Below are 20,427 nucleotides of genomic sequence, written 5' to 3'. Positions count from 1 at the left end.
GGCACCGCGCGGCCGTGCGCTCCGGACGCCCGCCCAGGCTTCCCAGCGCCTCGGTGCGCCGCCGTTTCGAGGCCTGCATCGCAGGGACATCGCGCAGGGACATCGCGCAGGGACGAGGGCGGAAGCGAAGGGGACGCCGCCGGTGCGGGACCTCCGCGGAAATCCCGGCAGCTACGCAGGAGGGGCGAACCCACCCGGCGATGCCGGCGGTCGAACGTCAGCAGGGCGTTCGACCTGCGGCGGCCGGGCAGCCCCGTGGCCTGTCGCCCCGGTCCCAGCCCCGGGCCCAATCCCCGTCCCGGGCCCCGTCCCCGTCCCCGTCCCCGTCCCGGGCCCGGTCCCAGCGCCGGCCACCGGCCGGTCGACCGGCATGACCGCCTCCGCGACCGACGCGGGCCCGGCCACCGGTCCCGGCGCGGCGGAGACGAAGGCCCGCCGGGCCTCGCGGGCCTGCCGTTCGTTCACGACAGCCGCGAGATACGCCGCCGGAGGAACGCCGACCGGTGCAGGCGTTCCCGTATGTGCGGCGAGGTCACCGGCCAGCCGCTGCGCCATGGACCAGCTCACCGCCGGGTCCAGTTGCCGCATACGCGTCAGGTACTGGCGTATCGCCAGCCACAACGCGTCCGGCACGCCAGACAGGTCGAGGCCGGCGAACTTGCCGACCAGCCACGGCGGCGGAGGGGGAGGCACCATCGGAGCGCGGGCCGCGGGCACCCGCTCGCGCACGACGAGGGTTCCGGCGAAGACATCCCCAATGCGCCGGCCCCGTGCCGACACCAGCGAGGCGATGCACGCGATGACCCCGAACGAGAAGAGGACCTCGACGACTCCCATCGCGCCGCGTACCAGAGCGTGCCGGAACCGGATAGGGCCTCCGTCGTCCCTGACCACCCGCAGCCCGCAGGCGAGCTTTCCGAGCGACCGCCCATGACTGAGGGTCTCCACGGCGATCGGCGCACCGACGAGGACGAGCAGGAACGAAGCGATGGACATCGCCATGACAGCGGCCTCGTCCAGGGAGGCCGTCGCCACGGCCAGCCCGATCGACACGAACAGATAGACCGTCCACACGACGACGAGGTCGATCACGAGGGCAAGGGCCCGGCTCGGCAGTCTTGCCGGCTGCAGCCCCAATACGACCGCATCGCCCGTCACTAGCCCGCTCACTGCTGCCCCCTTCGTGATCTCCGGCCTTCCCTGCCCCCTGATCTCTCAGTCTGCCAAGCTGACCCGCAGCGCGTCGCAGCAGTGCAGCAGAGAAGTAGTACGGACAGTACGCAACGCACCCAGTGCCTGGAGCAGCAGCCGACCATGGACCTCGATGTCTTCGTCACAGCCCACCGCGCCGAGTGGGACCGCCTGGACCATCTTCTTCGTCGTGGTCGCCATCTGACCGGCGCGGAGGCCGACGAGCTCGTCGCCCTCTACCAGCGGACGGCGACGCATCTCTCCCTTGTCCAGTCCAGCGCTCCGGACCCTGCGCTCACGGCCAGGCTGACGCAGTTGGTGGCACGGGCACGCGCTGTCGTCACCGGCACCAGGAGGGCCGGCTGGAGGGATGCCGTCAACTTCCTCACCGCCGGATTTCCCGCAGCGGTGTACCGCTCCCGCCACTGGTGGATACCGACCGCCGTCCTCTCCACTCTCGTCGCCGCTCTCATCGGCTGGTGGATAGGCGCTCACCCGGAGGTCCAGTCGGCGATCGGGGCACCTGAGGAACTCCGCCGCCTGACCCGGCCCGGCGGTGAGTACGAGACCTACTACTCGAGCCACCCCGCCGCCTCCTTCGCGGCGCAGGTCTGGACGAACAACGCCCAGGCAGCGGCCATGTGTCTGACCCTGGGCGCGTTCCTGTGCGTCCCGGTCATCTGGATCCTCTTCCTGAACATGCTGAATCTGGGCGTCGGCATCGGTCTCATGTCCTCGGCGGGACGCCTCGACGTCTTCCTCGGACTGGTGCTGCCGCACGGCCTGCTCGAACTCACGGCTGTCTTCGTTGCTGCCGGCACGGGCCTGCGGCTCGGCTGGACGGTCATCGACCCCGGCCCGCAGACCCGCCGCTCGGCGCTCGCCGAGCGAGGACGGGCGGCGCTCGGCATGGCCATCGGGCTGGCGCTGGTGCTGTTCGTGTCAGGCCTGATCGAGGGCTTCGTGACGCCTTCGGGTCTTCCGACCTGGGCCCGCATCACCATCGGCGTCGTCGCCGAGGCGGCGTTCCTGGCGTACGTCTACATCCTGGGCGGCCGCGCCGCCCGAGCCGGAGACTTGGGCGACGTGGAGGAGCCCGACCGCAGCGCGGAGCTGCCCACAGCGGCGTGATGTGCGGAGCGGCCCCGCGAGCTGCTAGTCTCCTCTTCGCCTCGCCCACCCTGTTGACACAGGGTGTGTAGGGAGGTAGATTTTAACGGTTGCGTCGGACTGGACAAGTCCGAGCGTGAACCTTTAAAGTCTGTCTGGCTTTCGCTGGGAGCGACTTCCGCGAAGCCGATTCCCGATTCATTCAGGACCACCAAGCCGATTAGGTCGGCCGAAATGCTTCTGATAAAGTCGGACCAGTCGAAAGGCAAAGGCCCCCAACGGCCACCAGAGTGAATTCCGAACCGGAAACGGAACGGAAAACGGATCTGGTAGAGTTGGAAACGCAAGACCGAAGGGAAGCGCCCGGAGGAAAGCCTCAGAGGAATCTGGGGTGAGTACAAAGGAAGCGTCCGTTCCTTGAGAACTCAACAGTGTGCCAAAAATCAACGCCAGATATGTTGATACCCCGTCCATCTTCGGATGGTCGAGGTTCCTTTGAAAAAGTCCGTCCCGCTTGCGGGGCGGCAATCACAGCGAGGACGCTGTGAACGACCGGTCCTATTCCGACCGGTTGTTCCGCTCTTCGGATGTGCACCCGATCACGGGTAAACATTCATGGAGAGTTTGATCCTGGCTCAGGACGAACGCTGGCGGCGTGCTTAACACATGCAAGTCGAACGATGAACCTCCTTCGGGAGGGGATTAGTGGCGAACGGGTGAGTAACACGTGGGCAATCTGCCCTTCACTCTGGGACAAGCCCTGGAAACGGGGTCTAATACCGGATAACACTGCGGATCGCATGGTCTGCGGTTGAAAGCTCCGGCGGTGAAGGATGAGCCCGCGGCCTATCAGCTTGTTGGTGGGGTGATGGCCTACCAAGGCGACGACGGGTAGCCGGCCTGAGAGGGCGACCGGCCACACTGGGACTGAGACACGGCCCAGACTCCTACGGGAGGCAGCAGTGGGGAATATTGCACAATGGGCGAAAGCCTGATGCAGCGACGCCGCGTGAGGGATGACGGCCTTCGGGTTGTAAACCTCTTTCAGCAGGGAAGAAGCGAAAGTGACGGTACCTGCAGAAGAAGCGCCGGCTAACTACGTGCCAGCAGCCGCGGTAATACGTAGGGCGCAAGCGTTGTCCGGAATTATTGGGCGTAAAGAGCTCGTAGGCGGCTTGTCGCGTCGGATGTGAAAGCCCGGGGCTTAACCCCGGGTCTGCATTCGATACGGGCAGGCTAGAGTGTGGTAGGGGAGATCGGAATTCCTGGTGTAGCGGTGAAATGCGCAGATATCAGGAGGAACACCGGTGGCGAAGGCGGATCTCTGGGCCATTACTGACGCTGAGGAGCGAAAGCGTGGGGAGCGAACAGGATTAGATACCCTGGTAGTCCACGCCGTAAACGTTGGGAACTAGGTGTTGGCGACATTCCACGTCGTCGGTGCCGCAGCTAACGCATTAAGTTCCCCGCCTGGGGAGTACGGCCGCAAGGCTAAAACTCAAAGGAATTGACGGGGGCCCGCACAAGCAGCGGAGCATGTGGCTTAATTCGACGCAACGCGAAGAACCTTACCAAGGCTTGACATATACCGGAAAGCATCAGAGATGGTGCCCCCCTTGTGGTCGGTATACAGGTGGTGCATGGCTGTCGTCAGCTCGTGTCGTGAGATGTTGGGTTAAGTCCCGCAACGAGCGCAACCCTTGTTCTGTGTTGCCAGCATGCCCTTCGGGGTGATGGGGACTCACAGGAGACTGCCGGGGTCAACTCGGAGGAAGGTGGGGACGACGTCAAGTCATCATGCCCCTTATGTCTTGGGCTGCACACGTGCTACAATGGCCGGTACAAAGAGCTGCGAAGCCGCGAGGCGGAGCGAATCTCAAAAAGCCGGTCTCAGTTCGGATTGGGGTCTGCAACTCGACCCCATGAAGTCGGAGTTGCTAGTAATCGCAGATCAGCATTGCTGCGGTGAATACGTTCCCGGGCCTTGTACACACCGCCCGTCACGTCACGAAAGTCGGTAACACCCGAAGCCGGTGGCCCAACCCCTTGTGGGAGGGAGCTGTCGAAGGTGGGACTGGCGATTGGGACGAAGTCGTAACAAGGTAGCCGTACCGGAAGGTGCGGCTGGATCACCTCCTTTCTAAGGAGCACATGGCCGACTGCGAGCGAATGACTCGCACGGTTGCTCATGGGTGGAACGTTGATTATTCGGCAGGGACTTGCTCGCCTGCTGCTTCCAGTACTGCTCTTCGGAGCGTGGAACGAGGCGGCTGGTGGGAGATTCTGCCGGGCACACTGTTGGGTGTCTGAGGGTGCGAGCGTTGCTCGTCCTTCGGGATGCCGGCCCCAGTGAACTCGTCGCGGTTGCGGCGGGGTGGTGGGTGGCTGGTCGTTGCTTGAGAACTACACAGTGGACGCGAGCATCTGTGGCCAAGTTTTTAAGGGCGCACGGTGGATGCCTTGGCACCAGGAACCGATGAAGGACGTGGGAGGCCACGATAGTCCCCGGGGAGTCGTCAACCAGGCTTTGATCCGGGGGTTTCCGAATGGGGAAACCCGGCAGTCGTCATGGGCTGTCACCCGCTGCTGAACACATAGGCAGTGTGGAGGGAACGAGGGGAAGTGAAACATCTCAGTACCCTCAGGAAGAGAAAACAACCGTGATTCCGGGAGTAGTGGCGAGCGAAACCGGATGAGGCCAAACCGTATGCGTGTGATACCCGGCAGGGGTTGCGCATACGGGGTTGTGGGATCTCTCTTGATCAGTCTGCCGGCTGGTCGACGAGTCAGAAACCGTATGGGTAGGCGAAGGACATGCGAAAGGTCCGGCGTAGAGGGTAAGACCCCCGTAGCTGAAATTCATACGGCTCGTTTGAGAGACACCCAAGTAGCACGGGGCCCGAGAAATCCCGTGTGAATCTGGCGGGACCACCCGTTAAGCCTAAATATTCCCTGGTGACCGATAGCGGATAGTACCGTGAGGGAATGGTGAAAAGTACCGCGGGAGCGGAGTGAAATAGTACCTGAAACCGTGTGCCTACAAGCCGTGGGAGCGTCGCTGGCAGCACTTGTGCTGTCAGTCGTGACTGCGTGCCTTTTGAAGAATGAGCCTGCGAGTTAGCGGTGTGTAGCGAGGTTAACCCGTGTGGGGAAGCCGTAGCGAAAGCGAGTCCGAACAGGGCGTTTGAGTTGCACGCTCTAGACCCGAAGCGGAGTGATCTAGCCATGGGCAGGTTGAAGCGGAGGTAAGACTTCGTGGAGGACCGAACCCACCAGGGTTGAAAACCTGGGGGATGACCTGTGGTTAGGGGTGAAAGGCCAATCAAACTCCGTGATAGCTGGTTCTCCCCGAAATGCATTTAGGTGCAGCGTCGTGTGTTTCTTGCCGGAGGTAGAGCACTGGATAGGCGATGGGCCCTACCGGGTTACTGACCTTAGCCAAACTCCGAATGCCGGTAAGTGAGAGCGCGGCAGTGAGACTGTGGGGGATAAGCTCCATGGTCGAGAGGGAAACAGCCCAGAGCATCGACTAAGGCCCCTAAGCGTACGCTAAGTGGGAAAGGATGTGGAGTCGCAGAGACAACCAGGAGGTTGGCTTAGAAGCAGCCACCCTTGAAAGAGTGCGTAATAGCTCACTGGTCAAGTGATTCCGCGCCGACAATGTAGCGGGGCTCAAGCGTACCGCCGAAGTCGTGTCATTCCAGCATGAGGGCCAACGCCCGCTGGGATGGGTAGGGGAGCGTCGTGTGCCGGGTGAAGCAGCCGCGGAAGCGAGTTGTGGACGGTTCACGAGTGAGAATGCAGGCATGAGTAGCGATACACACGTGAGAAACGTGTGCGCCGATTGACTAAGGGTTCCTGGGTCAAGCTGATCTGCCCAGGGTAAGTCGGGACCTAAGGCGAGGCCGACAGGCGTAGTCGATGGACAACCGGTTGATATTCCGGTACCCGCTTTGAAACGCCCAATATCGAATCAGGCGATGCTAAGTCCGTGAAGCCGCCGGCTGAGTCTTCGGACGAGGTCGGAGTGGTGGAGCCGACGAACCAGACTTGTAGTAGGTAAGCGATGGGGTGACGCAGGAAGGTAGTCCAGCCCGGGCGGTGGTTGTCCCGGGGTAAGGGTGTAGGCCGTGTGATAGGCAAATCCGTCACACATTGAGGCTGAGACCTGATGCCGAGCCGATTGTGGTGAAGTGGATGATCCTATGCTGTCGAGAAAAGCCTCTAGCGAGTTTCATGGCGGCCCGTACCCTAAACCGACTCAGGTGGTCAGGTAGAGAATACCGAGGCGTTCGGGTGAACTATGGTTAAGGAACTCGGCAAAATGCCCCCGTAACTTCGGGAGAAGGGGGGCCATTCCTGGTGATAGCACTTGCTGCTTGAGCTGGGGGTGGCCGCAGAGACCAGCGAGAAGCGACTGTTTACTAAAAACACAGGTCCGTGCGAAGCCGTAAGGCGATGTATACGGACTGACGCCTGCCCGGTGCTGGAACGTTAAGGGGACCGGTTAGCTCCATTTCGGTGGGGCGAAGCTGAGAACTTAAGCGCCAGTAAACGGCGGTGGTAACTATAACCATCCTAAGGTAGCGAAATTCCTTGTCGGGTAAGTTCCGACCTGCACGAATGGCGTAACGACTTCTCGACTGTCTCAACCATAGGCCCGGTGAAATTGCACTACGAGTAAAGATGCTCGTTTCGCGCAGCAGGACGGAAAGACCCCGGGACCTTTACTACAGTTTGATATTGGTGTTCGGTTCGGCTTGTGTAGGATAGGTGGGAGACTGTGAAGCTTGGACGCCAGTTCAGGTGGAGTCGTCGTTGAAATACCACTCTGGTCGTGCTGGATGTCTAACCTGGGTCCGTGATCCGGATCAGGGACAGTGTCTGATGGGTAGTTTAACTGGGGCGGTTGCCTCCCAAAGGGTAACGGAGGCGCCCAAAGGTTCCCTCAGCCTGGTTGGCAATCAGGTGTTGAGTGTAAGTGCACAAGGGAGCTTGACTGTGAGACCGACGGGTCGAGCAGGGACGAAAGTCGGGACTAGTGATCCGGCGGTGGCTTGTGGAAGCGCCGTCGCTCAACGGATAAAAGGTACCCCGGGGATAACAGGCTGATCTTCCCCAAGAGTCCATATCGACGGGATGGTTTGGCACCTCGATGTCGGCTCGTCGCATCCTGGGGCTGGAGTCGGTCCCAAGGGTTGGGCTGTTCGCCCATTAAAGCGGTACGCGAGCTGGGTTTAGAACGTCGTGAGACAGTTCGGTCCCTATCCGCTGTGCGCGTAGGAGTCTTGAGAAGGGCTGTCCCTAGTACGAGAGGACCGGGACGGACGAACCTCTGGTGTGCCAGTTGTCCTGCCAAGGGCATGGCTGGTTGGCTACGTTCGGAAAGGATAACCGCTGAAAGCATCTAAGCGGGAAGCCTGCTTCGAGATGAGGACTCCCACCTCCTTGAGAGGGTAAGGCTCCCAGTAGACGACTGGGTTGATAGGCCGGATATGGAAGCCCTGTAAGGGGTGGAGTTGACCGGTACTAATAGGCCGAGGGCTTGTCCTCAGTTGCTCGCGTCCACTGTGTTAGTTCTGAAGTAACGAACTCGCCCGACCCCTGTTGCGGGGTTGCCGGCTGGTAGTTCGGACATCTTCATAGTGTTTCGGTGGTCATTGCGTTAGGGAAACGCCCGGTTACATTCCGAACCCGGAAGCTAAGCCTTTCAGCGCCGATGGTACTGCAGGGGGGACCCTGTGGGAGAGTAGGACGCCGCCGAACAATCTTTGTGGGGAAGCCCCGCACCCTTGTGGTGCGGGGCTTTTCCGCGTTCAAGGCCCGGCAGGCACCGGGCAGGACAGGACCCGCAGGCCCCAACCGGCCCCGCCGGACTCAGAGACGTCCGGCGGCCTTGAGTGCGAGATAGGCATCGGCAAGGGCAGGGGCGAGCTTCTCCGGTGTCGCGTCCACGACGGTGACACCGTGGCGCTGCAACTGTTCCGCCGCTCGGCGGCGCTGGAGCTGGGCCTGAGTCCCCGCAGCAGCGTCATAGACGCCCTCCGCGGAGCCCCGGCCACCGGTCATGTGCTCGATGTGCGGGTCAGCCACGGACGCCACCAGCACCGTGTGCCGCTGCGTGAGCTGCGGAAGCACGGGGAGCAGGCCCCCTTCGACCGGAGCGGCGTCGAGGCTGGTGAGCAGGACGATCAGGGACCTGCGGGGGGCGTTCTGCAGGGCGGCCGCGCTGAGACCACGGGCGTCGGTCTCGACCAGCTCCGGCTCCAGCGTTGCGAAGGCGTTGACGAGCGCAGGAAGGATGTCTCCGGCGGAACGCCCGAGGACCTGGGCGCGGACGCGGCGATCGTAGGCCAGCAGGCCGACCCGGTCGCCGGCACGGGAAGCGAGTGCGCTGAGGAGCAGTGCGGAGTCCATGGCGGCGTCCAGGCGTGGCACGTCTCCCACACGTCCCGCCGAAGTCCGCCCGGTGTCGAGGACGATGAGGATGTGACGGTCGCGCTCCGGACGCCAGGTGCGGACCGCGACCGTGGTGCGGCGTGCGGTGGCCCGCCAGTCGATGGAGCGTGTGTCGTCCCCGGGCACGTAGTCGCGCAGACTGTCGAACTCCGTTCCTTGCCCGCGGACGAGGACGCTTGTGCGGCCGTCGAGTTCGCGCAGGCGCGCCAGCCGTGCGGGCAGGTGCTTCCGGCTGGTGAACGGCGGGAGGACGCGGACCGTCCACGGGACCCTGTGGTTCCCCTGCCGGGCCGCCAGGCCCAGAGGGCCGTAGGAGCGCACCGTGACGCGTTCGGCCTGGCGGTCGCCGCGTCGTGTGGGCTGCAGGACCGTGGTGAGGCGGCGGCGCTCGCCCGCCGGGATGCGCAGCCTGTGACGGGAGCCGGCTTGCTCCGTGCCCGGTTGCCAGCTGCTGGGCGGCCAGGCATCACGGATCTGCGCCCGCAGAGGGCGTCCGGACGGGTTGGAGACGGTCAGCTCGACCCTGGCAGCGTCACCGAGTCGAACGGATGTGTCACCGCTTCGGGTGAATCGGAGCGTTCGCACTGGCGCGGCGAGGGCGTAGTCGCACAGGATTGCGAGTGAGAGCGGCGCGTTGACAGCGAGCATCCCCGTCCAGCTCGGGGCGAGGATGCCCACGGGGAGAGAGCCGAGAGCGGCGAGGAGCGCTGTTCGTCCAGTGAGGGCCATGGGTCGCCTCAGCGGGGGACGGGGACGTTGGCGAGGATCGCGGTGATGACGGAGTCGGCGGTGACTCCTTCCATCTCCGCCTCGGGCCGGAGCTGGAGCCGGTGCCGGAGGGTGGGCAGGGCCAGGGCTTTTACGTCGTCCGGGATGACGTAGTCGCGTCCGGAGAGCCAGGCCCAGGCACGGGCGGTGGACAGCAGGGCTGTGGCACCTCGAGGCGAGGCGCCCAGCGTGAGCGAGGGGGATTCACGGGTGGCACGGCAGATATCGACGACATAGGCGGCGATCTCGGCAGAGACAGAGGTCTTGGCGACGGCGGCACGCGCCGCTTCCAGGTCGCCAGGGCCGGCGACGGGACGCACCCCCGCCGCATCCAGGTCACGCGGATCGAAACCGTCGGCGTGCCGGGTCAGGACATTGATCTCGTCTTCGCGGGAGGGAAGAGGCACGGTCAGCTTGAGAAGAAACCGGTCCAACTGCGCTTCAGGAAGGGGGTATGTGCCTTCGTACTCGACGGGGTTCTGCGTCGCTGCCACGAGGAAGGGATCGGGCAGGGGGCGCGGTGTGCCGTCGACCGTGACCTGGCGCTCCTCCATCGCTTCCAGGAGCGACGACTGGGTCTTGGGCGGGGTGCGGTTGATCTCGTCCGCGAGCAGGAGGTTGGTGAACACCGGCCCGGGCTGGAAGGAGAACTCGGAGGTGTGCGTGTCGTAGACCAGGGAGCCGGTGACATCGCTGGGCATCAGGTCGGGCGTGAACTGGACGCGCTTCGTGTCGAGCTCGAGAGACGCGGCCAGAGCCCGTACCAGCAGGGTCTTGGCGACGCCGGGTACTCCCTCGAGCAGCACATGGCCGCGGCAGAGCAGGGCCACGACGAGACCGGTGACAGCGGGGTCCTGGCCGACCACGGCCTTGGCGATCTCGGTGCGCAGTGCCTCCAGGGAGGAGCGTGCGCGGTCCGAGTTCTCGGCTGTCTCGGGGGTCGGGGCGCTCATGAGGTGCGTACCTCTCTTTCGAGGGCGTCGAGTTGGTCTGCGAGTCGGACAAGGGCTGCGTCGTCGGCCGGGGGCGCGCCGAAGAGCAGCTCGCGGGCGTCGTGCTCCCCGTCGGGGAGGTGTGCCGAGACTGCGGGGAGCAGAGCTTCGGGGGAGTGGGTGTCGGCCGCGGAGACACCGAGGAGCGGGGCGAGGCGGGTTCTGGTGGCGGCACGGAGCGAGGCGGCGGCACGGTCGCGGGCGTTCACCCTGCGATAGAGGCGGGCGCGTCCTTCGGTGGCTTCCGAGGCGCGGATGGCGACCGGCAGCCGTTCGGTGACCAGAGGGCCGAGCCGGCGCGCACGCCAGACGGCGGCGAGGACGGCGGCCACGGCGAGTTGCAGCGTGCCCCACAGCCAGCCCCCGGGGATCAGGTCGAGGAACGTGTCCTCGCCCTCGCTCTCGGCATCGCGCCTGTTGTTGTCGTCGTCGCTTTCTCCGTCGGCGGGTTCCGCCGCGGAGGGATCGTCGAGCGAAGGGATGTACCAGACCAGCTCGGGCCGGGACCCGAGGAGGTTCAGGGCGAGGGAGGCATTGCCGTGTTCGTCGAGACGATCGTTGAAGAGGATGTCGGGGGACCCCATGAGGACGGTGTCGCCGGCATCCTGGGCGTCGATCCTGACCAGGGAGGGCACTCCCTCGCTCGGGTAGCAGCCGTCGGTACCAGGGGCGTCGGTCGTGTACCGCTCACCGCCGACTTCGGCGGTGCCGGCGCTGCGGGCGGCAGGCAGCCGGCACTGGGGGCTGCGGACGGAGACGTCGGTCGGGAGCTCGAGGCCGACGCCGGGCGCCAGCGTTCCGACGGAGGCAGGACCGGGCGCGATCAGTACCGTACGTCCGCCGGAGGCGGATGTCGCGGACCAAAGAGCCTGCTGTTGGGCATCCGTCAGCATGTCGGGTTCGGTGACGAGGACGGTGGTGTCCGGGCCGGCCGCACCGGTGGCGTCGTCGAGCCTGGTGACGACTCGGGTCGAGACACCGCGGTCCTCGAGCAGCTCGGCGACGGCACGACTGCCGTACGGGTCCGGGGAGCGAGGGTCGAGCAGGCCGTGATGGTCGCCGGAGCGCAGAGCCGCCAGGGCGATGCCGGCCACGATGAGGAGCGCGAGTGCGAGGAGCAGGCCGCGGACCCGGATCCACACCTGGCGTGTCGAGGGCGACATGGAGGTGGGGCTGTCGGTGAGCCCGGTCATTCGGCCGCTCCCTGGGCAGCACCGGCGGTCAGAGGTTTGGTGCGCTCCAGTGCGAGGTCCAGCTTCCGCAGCCGTTCGTACGCACTCCGGTCCGCGGTGCGACCGCCGTATGTGACGTCGTCGAACGCCCGGGCCGCCGCCCGTAGTTCGTCGGCGTGCTCGGGGAGCTGGCGGCCCGCCTCGGCGGCGGCCTCGTCGGCGGTGCGACCCGGCCGTGGGTCGAGGAGGGCACGTTCCTCCAGGGATCGGACGACGGCGCGCATCCGTTCCTGCACCGCCTGGTTCCAGCGGTCCGCGGCGGCGTGCTTCTCTGCCGCTGCGCGGTGCGCGGAGGCGCTGCGCGGACGGTCGTCGAAGAGCGAGTCGGAACTGTCCGCGGTCCGCTGGGGCTTACCGAGCCGCCACCAGAGCGCGGCCACCAGGGCGATGACGACGAGGACGATGACAAGCAGGCCGAGCGTGCCTCCCGGCGTCCCGCCCGATGCGGAGTCGAAGAGGTCGTTGACCCACTCCCAGAAGCGGTTGAGGGCGCGCTGGAGAAGATTCGGGTCGTTCTCGTGGTACATCGGCCCGGACAGCTCCCGCTCCGCCGCCTCGCGGGCGGGGACGCGCGGAACGTCCACCGGTACGTCGTCGCCCGCCAGGATCAGCGGTGCTGCCGTTGTGCCCCCCGTGCCCAACACCGCATCAGCCCCCGGTGGTGTCGGTGCCGGGCGGCGCCGACCCGTAGCCGGGGAGACCGGCTGCGCGGGCGAGTTCGAGGTCGAGAGCTTCCCGGCGGATGCGCTGGTCCACGTAGAGGAGGACCGTCACGCCGGCGGTGATCGGGTAGGTGATCGACGAGGCGATCACGGAGCCGATGCCCGTGATGATCAGGAAGGCCCAGCCGAAGTCCGGAGCGCCCCCGGTGAACAGGTCGCTCACCCCGACCCCGTCCACCGCGAAGGCGATGATCGTGAACGGGATGGCGATGACCATGTTCACGAGGAAGGCGAGCAGCAGGGTCAGCAGCGTGATGCCGAAGATGCGCCACCAGGTGCCCTGGACGAGCTTTGCGGAGCGGCGCAGGGAGGCGATGACACCCTGCCGTTCCAGCACCAGTGCCGGGGACGCCAGGGAGAAGCGGACCACGAGCCAGATGATGACGGTGATCGCGGCAAGCCCGCCGAGTACGGAGAGCAGGACCCCCGCGCCACCGATCAGCGCACCGGGCAGCACGCCCACCGTCATGATCGTGGCGCTGCCCAGCGGCAGGAGCAGGGTGAGACCCAGCAGATGCGGCAGCCGCGGCCGGGCCTCGCGCCACGCCTCGGCGAGGGTCACCGGTCGGCCCAGGACGGAGCGGCTGATCACCACGGTGAGCAGGGCGGTCGTCAGCAGGGTGCCGATCAGCATGATCAGCAGGGCAGGACCCATGGCCAGCAGGCTTGCCTGGAGGGAGTCGACCGACTGCTCCAGAGCTTCCTCGGGCGTCGCGTCGGGATCGACGGCCGGCGCCTCGGGAAGCAGGTAACGCTCCACGAGAATGCTGCAGATCTGGGAGACGACCGAGACCGTGATCGTCACGCCGAGGACGGTGCGCCAGTGCGCGCGCAGCGTCGACACGGCGCCGTCGAGGATCTCACCGACGCCCAGGGGGCGCAGCGGGATGACCCCGGGCTTGGCGGCCGGGGGCCGGCCCCAGCCGCCGTCGTGCCGGCCGCCGCCCCATCCCGGCTGCGGCGGCCCGGGGGGCCTGCCGGCCCCGGTGGGCGCCGACCACTGTCCCGGAGCGGGCTGCTCCTTGGACCATTTCGAGGCGGGGCCGTTTCCGTCGGCGGGCGGGGCGGGGTGCGGCACGCCGGCGTTCTGGCCTTCGGAGGGAGCCGATCCGGGCGATGCCCAGCCCGGAGTGTCGTTCACGGTCGTCCACCTCATGGATTGGTGTCGGGGCCGGCTCGTCGAGCCGGCACGTTCACGGTGCCGCGCCGCCGCTGGGGACAGCTGGTTGGCTGCCATCGTGCCACGCGTGGGCGCTCCGCGGACCGGCGCCCGGGTCACCTTCGTACCTTCATTGTCGGAGCGTCACCGGGCAGACTGGGCGGATGGCTGATCAGCAGGTACAAAACCCGGTGGCTACCGGGCCCTCAAAGCTTCCGGTGCTGCGTTGGGACGAGCCGCCCGAAGGGCCCGTACTGGTGCTTCTCGACCAGACCCGGCTGCCCCTGGAGGAGGTCGAGCTGGTCTGTACCGACGTTCCCGCCCTGGTGCGGGCGATCCAGACGCTCGCGGTGCGCGGGGCGCCTGTTCTCGGTATCGCCGGTGCCTACGGCGTGGCCCTCGCCGCACTGCGGGGCTTCGACGTGGAGGAGGCCGCCGAGCTGCTGGCCGGCGCGCGGCCCACCGCGGTGAACCTCGGGTACGGAGTGCGGCTGGCCGCGTCCGCGCACCGGGCTGCCGTCGACCAGGGCGCGGACGCCGAGCGGGCGGCCAGGGCGGCGCTCACCGCGGCCCGGGAGCTGCACCGTCTTGACGCCGAGGCCAGTGCCCGGATGGCCGCGCACGGACTGGCGCTGCTGGACGAGCTGCTGCCCGGCGGTGGTCACCGGATTCTGACGCACTGCAACACCGGGGCACTGGTGTCGGGCGGCGAGGGCACGGCGTTCGCCGTGGCGCTCTCCGCGCACCGAGCGGGCCGGCTGCAACGGCTGTGGGTGGACGAGACGAGGCCGCTGCTGCAGGGCTCGCGGCTGACCGCCTACGAGGCGGCGCGCAACGGCCTGCCGTACACGCTGCTGACCGACAACGCGGCGGGGTCGCTCTTCGCGGCCGGAGAGGTGGACGCGGTACTGATCGGCGCGGACCGGATCGCCGCGGACGGCTCGGTGGCCAACAAGATCGGCAGTTATCCGCTGGCGGTCCTGGCCAGGTACCACCATGTGCCGTTCGTCGTGGTCGCGCCGACGACGACGGTGGACCTGGCTACGGCGGACGGCGCGGCGATCGAGGTGGAGCAGCGTCCGGGGCGCGAGGTGACGGAGGTAACATCCCCGCAGTCCGCAGTGGCCGGTGCCGGAAGCGGCGGGCAGTCCGTGGCCCCCCTGGGAACCCAGGCGTACAACCCCGCGTTCGATGTCACACCGCCGGAACTGGTGACCGCGATCGTCACCGAGGAAGGGGCGTTGTCGCCTGTCACCGGCGTCGGGATCGCGGAGCTGTGTGCCAGGTCACGCCAGGTAACGATTAGCTAATGGGATGATTGCGTTTATGAAGGGACGAGTCCTTGTCGTCGACGACGACACCGCACTGGCCGAGATGCTCGGCATTGTGCTGCGTGGTGAAGGTTTCGAGCCGTCGTTCGTAGCGGACGGTGACAAGGCGCTTGCCGCTTTCCGGGAGGCCAAACCGGACCTGGTGCTGCTGGACCTCATGCTGCCCGGACGGGACGGCATCGAGGTGTGCCGGCTCATCCGTGCCGAGTCGGGTGTTCCGATCGTGATGCTGACCGCCAAGAGCGACACGGTCGACGTCGTGGTGGGCCTCGAGTCCGGGGCCGACGACTACATCGTCAAGCCGTTCAAGCCGAAGGAGCTGGTCGCCCGGATCCGGGCGAGGCTGCGGCGGTCGGAGGAGCCGGCGCCGGAGCAGCTGACGATCGGCGACCTGGTCATCGACGTGGCCGGCCACTCCGTCAAGCGGGACGGGCAGTCCATAGCGCTGACTCCGCTGGAGTTCGACCTGCTGGTCGCGCTCGCACGCAAGCCCTGGCAGGTGTTCACCCGCGAGGTGCTGCTGGAGCAGGTGTGGGGTTATCGCCACGCCGCCGACACCCGCCTGGTCAATGTGCATGTGCAGCGGCTGCGCTCGAAGGTCGAGAAGGACCCGGAGCGCCCGGAGATCGTGGTGACCGTCCGTGGTGTCGGTTACAAGGCAGGGCCGAGCTGACATGCCCGGCGGCAGCGTTGCTCCGGGGCACGGCGAGCAGGCGCCCCGCAAGGGGCGGGCTGCCGGACCGGGTCGTGGGCCGAGGCGACTCGGCGGCCGTCTGCTGCACGGCGGACGGCTGCTCCAGGAAGGCGCCCCCAATGGGCCGGTGCCGCGGCTCGTCATGCGCTGGGTGAGGCGTCCGCTGCTGCCCGCGGTGCGGCTGTGGCGGCGGAACATCCAGCTCCGGGTGGTCGTGAGCACCCTGCTGATGTCACTCGGCGTGGTGGTGCTGCTGGGATTCGTCGTCATCGGCCAGGTCCGCAACGGCCTGCTCGACGCCAAGAGCAGGGCGTCGCAGAGCCAGGCGGCCGGTGGTTTCGCCGTCGCCCGGGAGAAGGCGAACGCTCCGATCGGTCCCGGCGGGGACGGCAACGCCGACGGCGGAAACGCACGCACGTGGCGTTCCGATCTCGTGGTGCAGCTGTCCAGTGGAGGCCAGGGCGCTTTCAACGTGGTCGCCCTCAGCGCCGAGCAGGGCGCCGGCACCAGCCGCGCGCCGCGTACGTCCGGGGCGGTGGACCCGGCGAGCATCCCCCTGGACCTGAGAGAGTCCGTCAGGCAGGAAACGGGGACGTTCGAGACGTACCTAAGCATCCGGTACACGGACAACGGGCTCGAACCGGAGCCCGGGCTCGTCGTCGGCACGCAGCTGAACGACATCGAGGGCAATCCGTACGAGCTGTACTACGTCTTTCCGCTGGCGCAGGAGGAGCAGTCGCTCAACCTGGTCAGAGGCACCCTGGCGACCGCCGGGCTCTTCGTCGTCGTGCTGCTGGGGGCGATCGCCTGGCTGGTGGTGCGGCAGATCGTCACCCCGGTCCGAATGGCGGCCGGTATCGCGGAGCGGCTCGCGGCGGGCCGGCTCCAGGAGCGGATGAAGGTCACCGGCGAGGACGACATCGCCCGGCTCGGTGAAGCGTTCAACAAGATGGCGCAGAACCTCCAGCTGAAGATCCAGCAGCTGGAGGAGCTCTCCAGGATGCAGCGCCGTTTCGTCTCCGACGTGTCGCACGAGCTGCGTACGCCGCTGACGACCGTGCGGATGGCCGCCGACGTGATCCATGAGGCGCGCAGCGACTTCGATCCGGTGACGGCGCGCTCCGCGGAGCTGCTCGGTGACCAGCTCGACCGCTTCGAGTCCCTGCTGTCCGACCTGCTGGAGATCAGCCGCTTCGACGCGGGAGCGGCTGCCCTCGAGGCCGAGCCGATAGACCTGCGTGAGGTCGTACGCCGCGTCATCGGCGGCGCCGAGCCGCTGGCGGAGCGCAAGGGCAGCCGGATACGGGTCGTCGGTGACGGGCAGCCGGTCGTCGCCGAGGCCGACGCGCGCCGCGTCGAGCGGGTGCTGCGCAATCTGGTGGTCAACGCCGTCGAGCACGGCGACGGCAAGGATGTCGTGGTCCGCATGGCAGCGGCCGGCGGCGCGGTGGCCGTCGCGGTGCGGGACTACGGGGTGGGACTGAAGCCGGGCGAGGCGACCCGCGTCTTCAACCGGTTCTGGCGGGCCGACCCGGCGCGGGCGAGGACCACGGGAGGCACCGGCCTCGGCCTGTCCATCGCGGTCGAGGACGCTCGGCTCCACGGCGGCTGGCTGCAGGCGTGGGGCGAGCCGGGCGGTGGTTCGCAGTTCCGTCTGACCCTGCCGCGCACCGCGGATGAGCCGCTGCGCGGCTCCCCGATACCGCTGGAGCCGGAGGACTCGCGACAGAACCGGGAACGTGCCGGTGCCTCGGGAGAGCCCGAGGCGAACGGGCACCGGCTGACGTCCGTACCCGTCCAGACCGTGTCGGACCGGTCGCCGCTGCCGCCGCGCACGGCACCCCCCGAGGTCGACCCGACGGCGCTGCCGGGCAACGGGTCGCGGGTGGTGGCACGACCGTCAGGAGAGCGGGGCGATTCCCCCGCCGCAAGGAGTTCAGCGGAGTGGGAGGACACGACTCGTGGGCGCTGACCGCCGTCGTAACGGGCCGGGCCTGCGGCGCCCGTCGGCGCTGCTCGGTCTGAGCGGTGTACTGCTGGCCGGGTGCGCCTCGATGCCGGACTCCGGTGATGTCCGTGCCGTGAAGGCGTCGCAGCGGGCCGATTCGCAGGTGCGGGTGTACGCGGTGCCCCCGAGGAAGGACGCGTCCCCCGACGAGATCGTCACGGGCTTCCTGGAGGCGATGACCAGTGACGACACCAATTTCGACACGGCCCGCTCGTATCTGACGCCGGAGGCGTCGAAGAAGTGGCGGCCGGAGGAGAGCACGACGGTACTGGCGGCGGCTCCTGATCCGGGTGTGCCGGTGCCCGGGCGGCGCGACAACCCGGGGATGAGCTATCCGCTGCTTGGCCGGCACATCGCCACGGTCGACGCGCAGCACGCCTATCAGCCGGTGACGCCGAGCGAGTACCGCAGGACGATCCATCTGTCGCAGAAGGCCGGTCCCGACGGCAAGCAGTGGCGTATCGACAGCCTGCCCGCGGGGCTGCTGCTGGGCGCGTCCGACTTCGAGCGCAACTACCGTTCGGTCAACAAGTACTACTTCGCCTCCGGGCGGGACGTCATGGTCGCCGACCCCGTCTTCATACGGCAGCGACAGGATCCGGTGACCCGTATGGACCCGGTGACGCAGGCGGTCAAGGCGCTGCTGGAGGGGCCGACGAACTGGCTGAAGCCGGTCGTCGAGTCCCGGTTCCCGAGCGGCACCGGGATGAAGCTCAAGGACGGCACCACGTCACTGGCCTTCGACGACCGCAACGGGCTGCAGGTCCCCCTCGACGAGAAGGCCTCCCATGTGGGGCGGACGCAGTGCCTGAAGATGGCCGCGCAGATCCTGTTCACGATCAAGGACCTGTCGTCGGCCCGGCTCGAGCACGTGGAGCTGCTGCGCGCGAACGGCTCGCAGCTGTGTGTGATGAGCGCCGGGCAGGCCGAGGGCTACGCGCCGGACCACACCTCCGGCCGGCCCGACCACCAGTACTTCGTCGACAGCGAGCACCGGCTGGCGTTGATCGCGGCCGGCACCGCGGAGGCGGACGAGCCGCAGAACGTGGTGGGACCGTTCGGCGACGGCCGTGTCCGGCTGGGTGCCGTCGGTGTGGCCAGGGACGAACACAGGGCCGCGGCTGTTTCCGAGGACCGCAGCAGACTGTTCGTGGCGTCGATCGTCTCCAACAGCGAACTGGACGCGCCCGTTGTCATCAGTTCCGGCAAGGAGGTCGACAACCGCCTGTCCGCGCCCAGCTGGGACGGCCGTGGCGATCTCTGGGTGGCCGACCGCGATCCGGCCCGGCCGGAGCTCAAGCGCCTCGCGCGCGGCGCGGACACTGCGGAACCGGTCAAGATCGTTCCGGGCCTGGGCGGGGCGCGCATCGAGGCGGTGCGGGTGTCGGCGGACGGCGTACGGATCGCGCTGCTGCTGACGAAGGACGGCAGCACGACGCTGAAGATCGGGCGGGTGGAACGGCACGGAGGCGATGACGACCCCGTGGTGACCGTCACGGAACTGAGGCCCGCCGCGCCGCAGATGGAGACCGTGACTGCTGTTTCGTGGGCGGGTCCGAGCCGGCTCGTGGTCGTCGGCAAGGAAGCCGGTGGCGTGCAGCAGGTGCGCTACATCCAGACGGACGGCTCGACCGTTCCGAAGGGGATCCTGCCGGGCCTCAATCAGGTGAAGGCGGTCGCCGCCTCCGACGACGAGAGCCAGCCGCTGGTGGCGTACTCGCAGGAGGACGGCATCGTACGGCTGCCCGCCGGCGCCAACTGGCAGACGCTGGTCAAGGAGGGGACCTCACCGGTCTACCCGGGGTAGGACCCGGCTCCGACCCGGGGCAGGGCCCGCCCGGACAGGGGCACTCGACGGGTGGGATCTCGCCCGTCCGGTGCCCCCGGCCGCGGTTGTCCACAGGGGTGGCGGGCGGCTCGCCGCCTGGACCACAGTGGCTCCATGAAGGCGTGGTGGCGCGAGATCTCCGGCTTGGTGCTCCCGGCCGTCTGCGGCGGCTGCGGTGCGCCCCGTACACAGCTGTGCGCGGCATGCGCCCACGTGCTGCACGGGCGCACGGCGCGCAGGGCGAGGCCGGTGCCCGAGCCGGCGGGACTTCCCGTGGTGCATGCCGCCGCGGCCTACACGGACTCGGTCCGCGCCGTGATCCTGGCGCACAAGGAACGGGGCGCGCTGGGGCTGGCGCGGCCGCTTGGCGTGGCGCTGGCCGGAGCGGTGCGTGCGGCGGCGGCGTTCTCGGCCGGTCCGCCGGGCGGCCCGCTGTGCCTGGTGCCGGTGCCGTCGGCGCCGAGTGCCGTCAGGGCGCGGGGTCAGGACGCCACGCGGCGGATCGCGCTCGCGGCGGCGGGGGAGCTGAGGCGTACGGGCACGGCCGCGAAGGTCCTGCCGGTGCTGCGGCAGCGGCGCCGCATGGCCGACCAGGCGGGGCTCACGGCCCGCCAGAGGCTCGCCAACGCGGCAGGGGCGCTGGAGGTACGTGCCGGTGGTGCGCGGCTCCTCGCGGGCGGCAGGACGGTGCTCGTGGACGACCTGATGACGACCGGAGCGACGCTGGTGGAGGCGGCGCGGGCACTGAGTGCCGTGACGGAGCCCGGTCCGCAGTGGCACGAGCGGCCGAGCGCCGCGGTCGTCGCAGTTCCACCGCTGTCCTTCGAATTAAACCGGAACTGAAGGGGAACTTGCATCGTTGCAGGTAGTAGGTAGGCAAAAACCCCTGATCGGAGGTACCTCCGGGTAGCGGGTGCCGACACCCGTCCGAGA

The 20,427-nt window shown here is 67.5% G+C and carries 12 protein-coding genes and 3 rRNA genes; 9 read left to right on the top strand and 6 right to left on the bottom strand.

The annotated features are described in order from the left end of the window. Positions 1-171: 171 nt before the first annotated feature. Positions 172-1,170, bottom strand: a complete 999-nt coding sequence (locus OGH68_RS13735; RefSeq protein ID WP_264243889.1) for an RDD family protein — start codon at positions 1,168-1,170, stop codon at positions 172-174. A 144-nt stretch (positions 1,171-1,314) separates the two neighbouring features. On the opposite strand from OGH68_RS13735, the gene OGH68_RS13730 reads away from it, so the two are divergent. The 4 genes from OGH68_RS13730 (at position 1,315) to rrf (ending at position 8,067) form a co-directional block, all read left to right on the top strand. After that, complete coding sequence (locus OGH68_RS13730) at positions 1,315-2,322, top strand: stage II sporulation protein M (protein ID WP_264243887.1); 1,008 nt, start codon at positions 1,315-1,317, stop codon at positions 2,320-2,322. Between the two features lie 591 nt (positions 2,323-2,913). Further along, positions 2,914-4,441: ribosomal RNA gene (locus tag OGH68_RS13725) — 16S ribosomal RNA — on the top strand. Positions 4,442-4,729: 288 nt separating this feature from the next. After that, positions 4,730-7,854, top strand: a 23S ribosomal RNA gene (locus OGH68_RS13720). 96 nt (positions 7,855-7,950) lie between these two features. Beyond that, positions 7,951-8,067, top strand: a 5S ribosomal RNA gene (gene rrf, locus OGH68_RS13715). The 16S, 23S and 5S rRNA genes sit together here, the layout of an rRNA operon. Positions 8,068-8,178: 111 nt before the next feature. On the opposite strand, the gene OGH68_RS13710 is transcribed toward rrf, so the two are convergent. From OGH68_RS13710 to OGH68_RS13690, 5 genes are read right to left on the bottom strand one after another with little or no spacing between them, the layout of a single operon-like run. Continuing rightward, positions 8,179-9,489 (bottom strand): DUF58 domain-containing protein, encoded by a 1,311-nt coding sequence (locus OGH68_RS13710; RefSeq protein WP_264243884.1) that lies wholly within the window; start codon positions 9,487-9,489, stop codon positions 8,179-8,181. Between the two features lie 8 nt (positions 9,490-9,497). Further along, positions 9,498-10,481, bottom strand: coding sequence for an AAA family ATPase (locus OGH68_RS13705; RefSeq protein WP_264243882.1), 984 nt, complete (start codon positions 10,479-10,481; stop codon positions 9,498-9,500). After that, positions 10,478-11,713, bottom strand: coding sequence for a DUF4350 domain-containing protein (locus tag OGH68_RS13700; protein ID WP_264243879.1), 1,236 nt, complete (start codon positions 11,711-11,713; stop codon positions 10,478-10,480). The genes OGH68_RS13705 and OGH68_RS13700 overlap by 4 nt, the downstream gene beginning before the upstream one ends. Further along, complete coding sequence (locus OGH68_RS13695) at positions 11,710-12,396, bottom strand: DUF4129 domain-containing protein (RefSeq protein ID WP_264243876.1); 687 nt, start codon at positions 12,394-12,396, stop codon at positions 11,710-11,712. Before OGH68_RS13695 ends, OGH68_RS13700 begins: the two co-directional genes overlap by 4 nt. 4 nt (positions 12,397-12,400) lie before the next feature. Next, entirely contained in the window at positions 12,401-13,615 is a 1,215-nt protein-coding gene (locus OGH68_RS13690; protein ID WP_264243874.1) for a hypothetical protein, read from the bottom strand. A gap of 182 nt (positions 13,616-13,797) precedes the next feature. On the opposite strand from OGH68_RS13690, the gene mtnA reads away from it, so the two are divergent. From mtnA to OGH68_RS13665, 5 genes are all read left to right on the top strand, one after another. Then, the gene (gene mtnA, locus OGH68_RS13685) at positions 13,798-14,943 is read left to right on the top strand and encodes an S-methyl-5-thioribose-1-phosphate isomerase (RefSeq protein WP_264243872.1); all 1,146 of its coding nucleotides are present in this window, start codon (positions 13,798-13,800) and stop codon (positions 14,941-14,943) included. Positions 14,944-14,947: 4 nt separating this feature from the next. Beyond that, complete coding sequence (gene mtrA / locus OGH68_RS13680) at positions 14,948-15,637, top strand: two-component system response regulator MtrA (RefSeq protein WP_319020203.1); 690 nt, start codon at positions 14,948-14,950, stop codon at positions 15,635-15,637. A 1-nt stretch (position 15,638) separates the two neighbouring features. Then, the gene (gene mtrB / locus OGH68_RS13675) at positions 15,639-17,630 is read left to right on the top strand and encodes an MtrAB system histidine kinase MtrB (RefSeq protein ID WP_264243870.1); all 1,992 of its coding nucleotides are present in this window, start codon (positions 15,639-15,641) and stop codon (positions 17,628-17,630) included. Then, a complete protein-coding gene (locus OGH68_RS13670; RefSeq protein WP_264243868.1) occupies positions 17,620-19,473 on the top strand; it encodes an LpqB family beta-propeller domain-containing protein in 1,854 nt (617 codons plus the stop codon). The genes mtrB and OGH68_RS13670 overlap by 11 nt, the downstream gene beginning before the upstream one ends. Before the next feature lie 135 nt (positions 19,474-19,608). Further along, a complete protein-coding gene (locus OGH68_RS13665) occupies positions 19,609-20,337 on the top strand; it encodes a ComF family protein (RefSeq protein WP_264243866.1) in 729 nt (242 codons plus the stop codon). Positions 20,338-20,427 lie beyond the last annotated feature (90 nt).

The organism is Streptomyces peucetius (genome assembly GCF_025854275.1).
GTDB classification, from domain to species: domain Bacteria; phylum Actinomycetota; class Actinomycetes; order Streptomycetales; family Streptomycetaceae; genus Streptomyces; species Streptomyces peucetius_A.
This window is presented reverse-complemented; position numbering and strand designations above follow the sequence as displayed.

What these genes read in the sequence shown, in the direction of transcription:
- OGH68_RS13730 (WP_264243887.1), top strand. Translation starts at nt 1,315, where the DNA reads ATGGACCTCGATGTCTTCGTCACAGCCCACCGCGCCGAGTGGGACCGC.
- OGH68_RS13710 (WP_264243884.1), bottom strand. Translation starts at nt 9,489, where the DNA reads ATGGCCCTCACTGGACGAACAGCGCTCCTCGCCGCTCTCGGCTCTCTC.
- OGH68_RS13705 (WP_264243882.1), bottom strand. Translation starts at nt 10,481, where the DNA reads ATGAGCGCCCCGACCCCCGAGACAGCCGAGAACTCGGACCGCGCACGC.
- OGH68_RS13700 (WP_264243879.1), bottom strand. Translation starts at nt 11,713, where the DNA reads ATGACCGGGCTCACCGACAGCCCCACCTCCATGTCGCCCTCGACACGC.
- mtnA (WP_264243872.1), top strand. Translation starts at nt 13,798, where the DNA reads ATGGCTGATCAGCAGGTACAAAACCCGGTGGCTACCGGGCCCTCAAAG.
- mtrA (WP_319020203.1), top strand. Translation starts at nt 14,948, where the DNA reads ATGATTGCGTTTATGAAGGGACGAGTCCTTGTCGTCGACGACGACACC.
- mtrB (WP_264243870.1), top strand. Translation starts at nt 15,639, where the DNA reads ATGCCCGGCGGCAGCGTTGCTCCGGGGCACGGCGAGCAGGCGCCCCGC.
- OGH68_RS13665 (WP_264243866.1), top strand. Translation starts at nt 19,609, where the DNA reads ATGAAGGCGTGGTGGCGCGAGATCTCCGGCTTGGTGCTCCCGGCCGTC.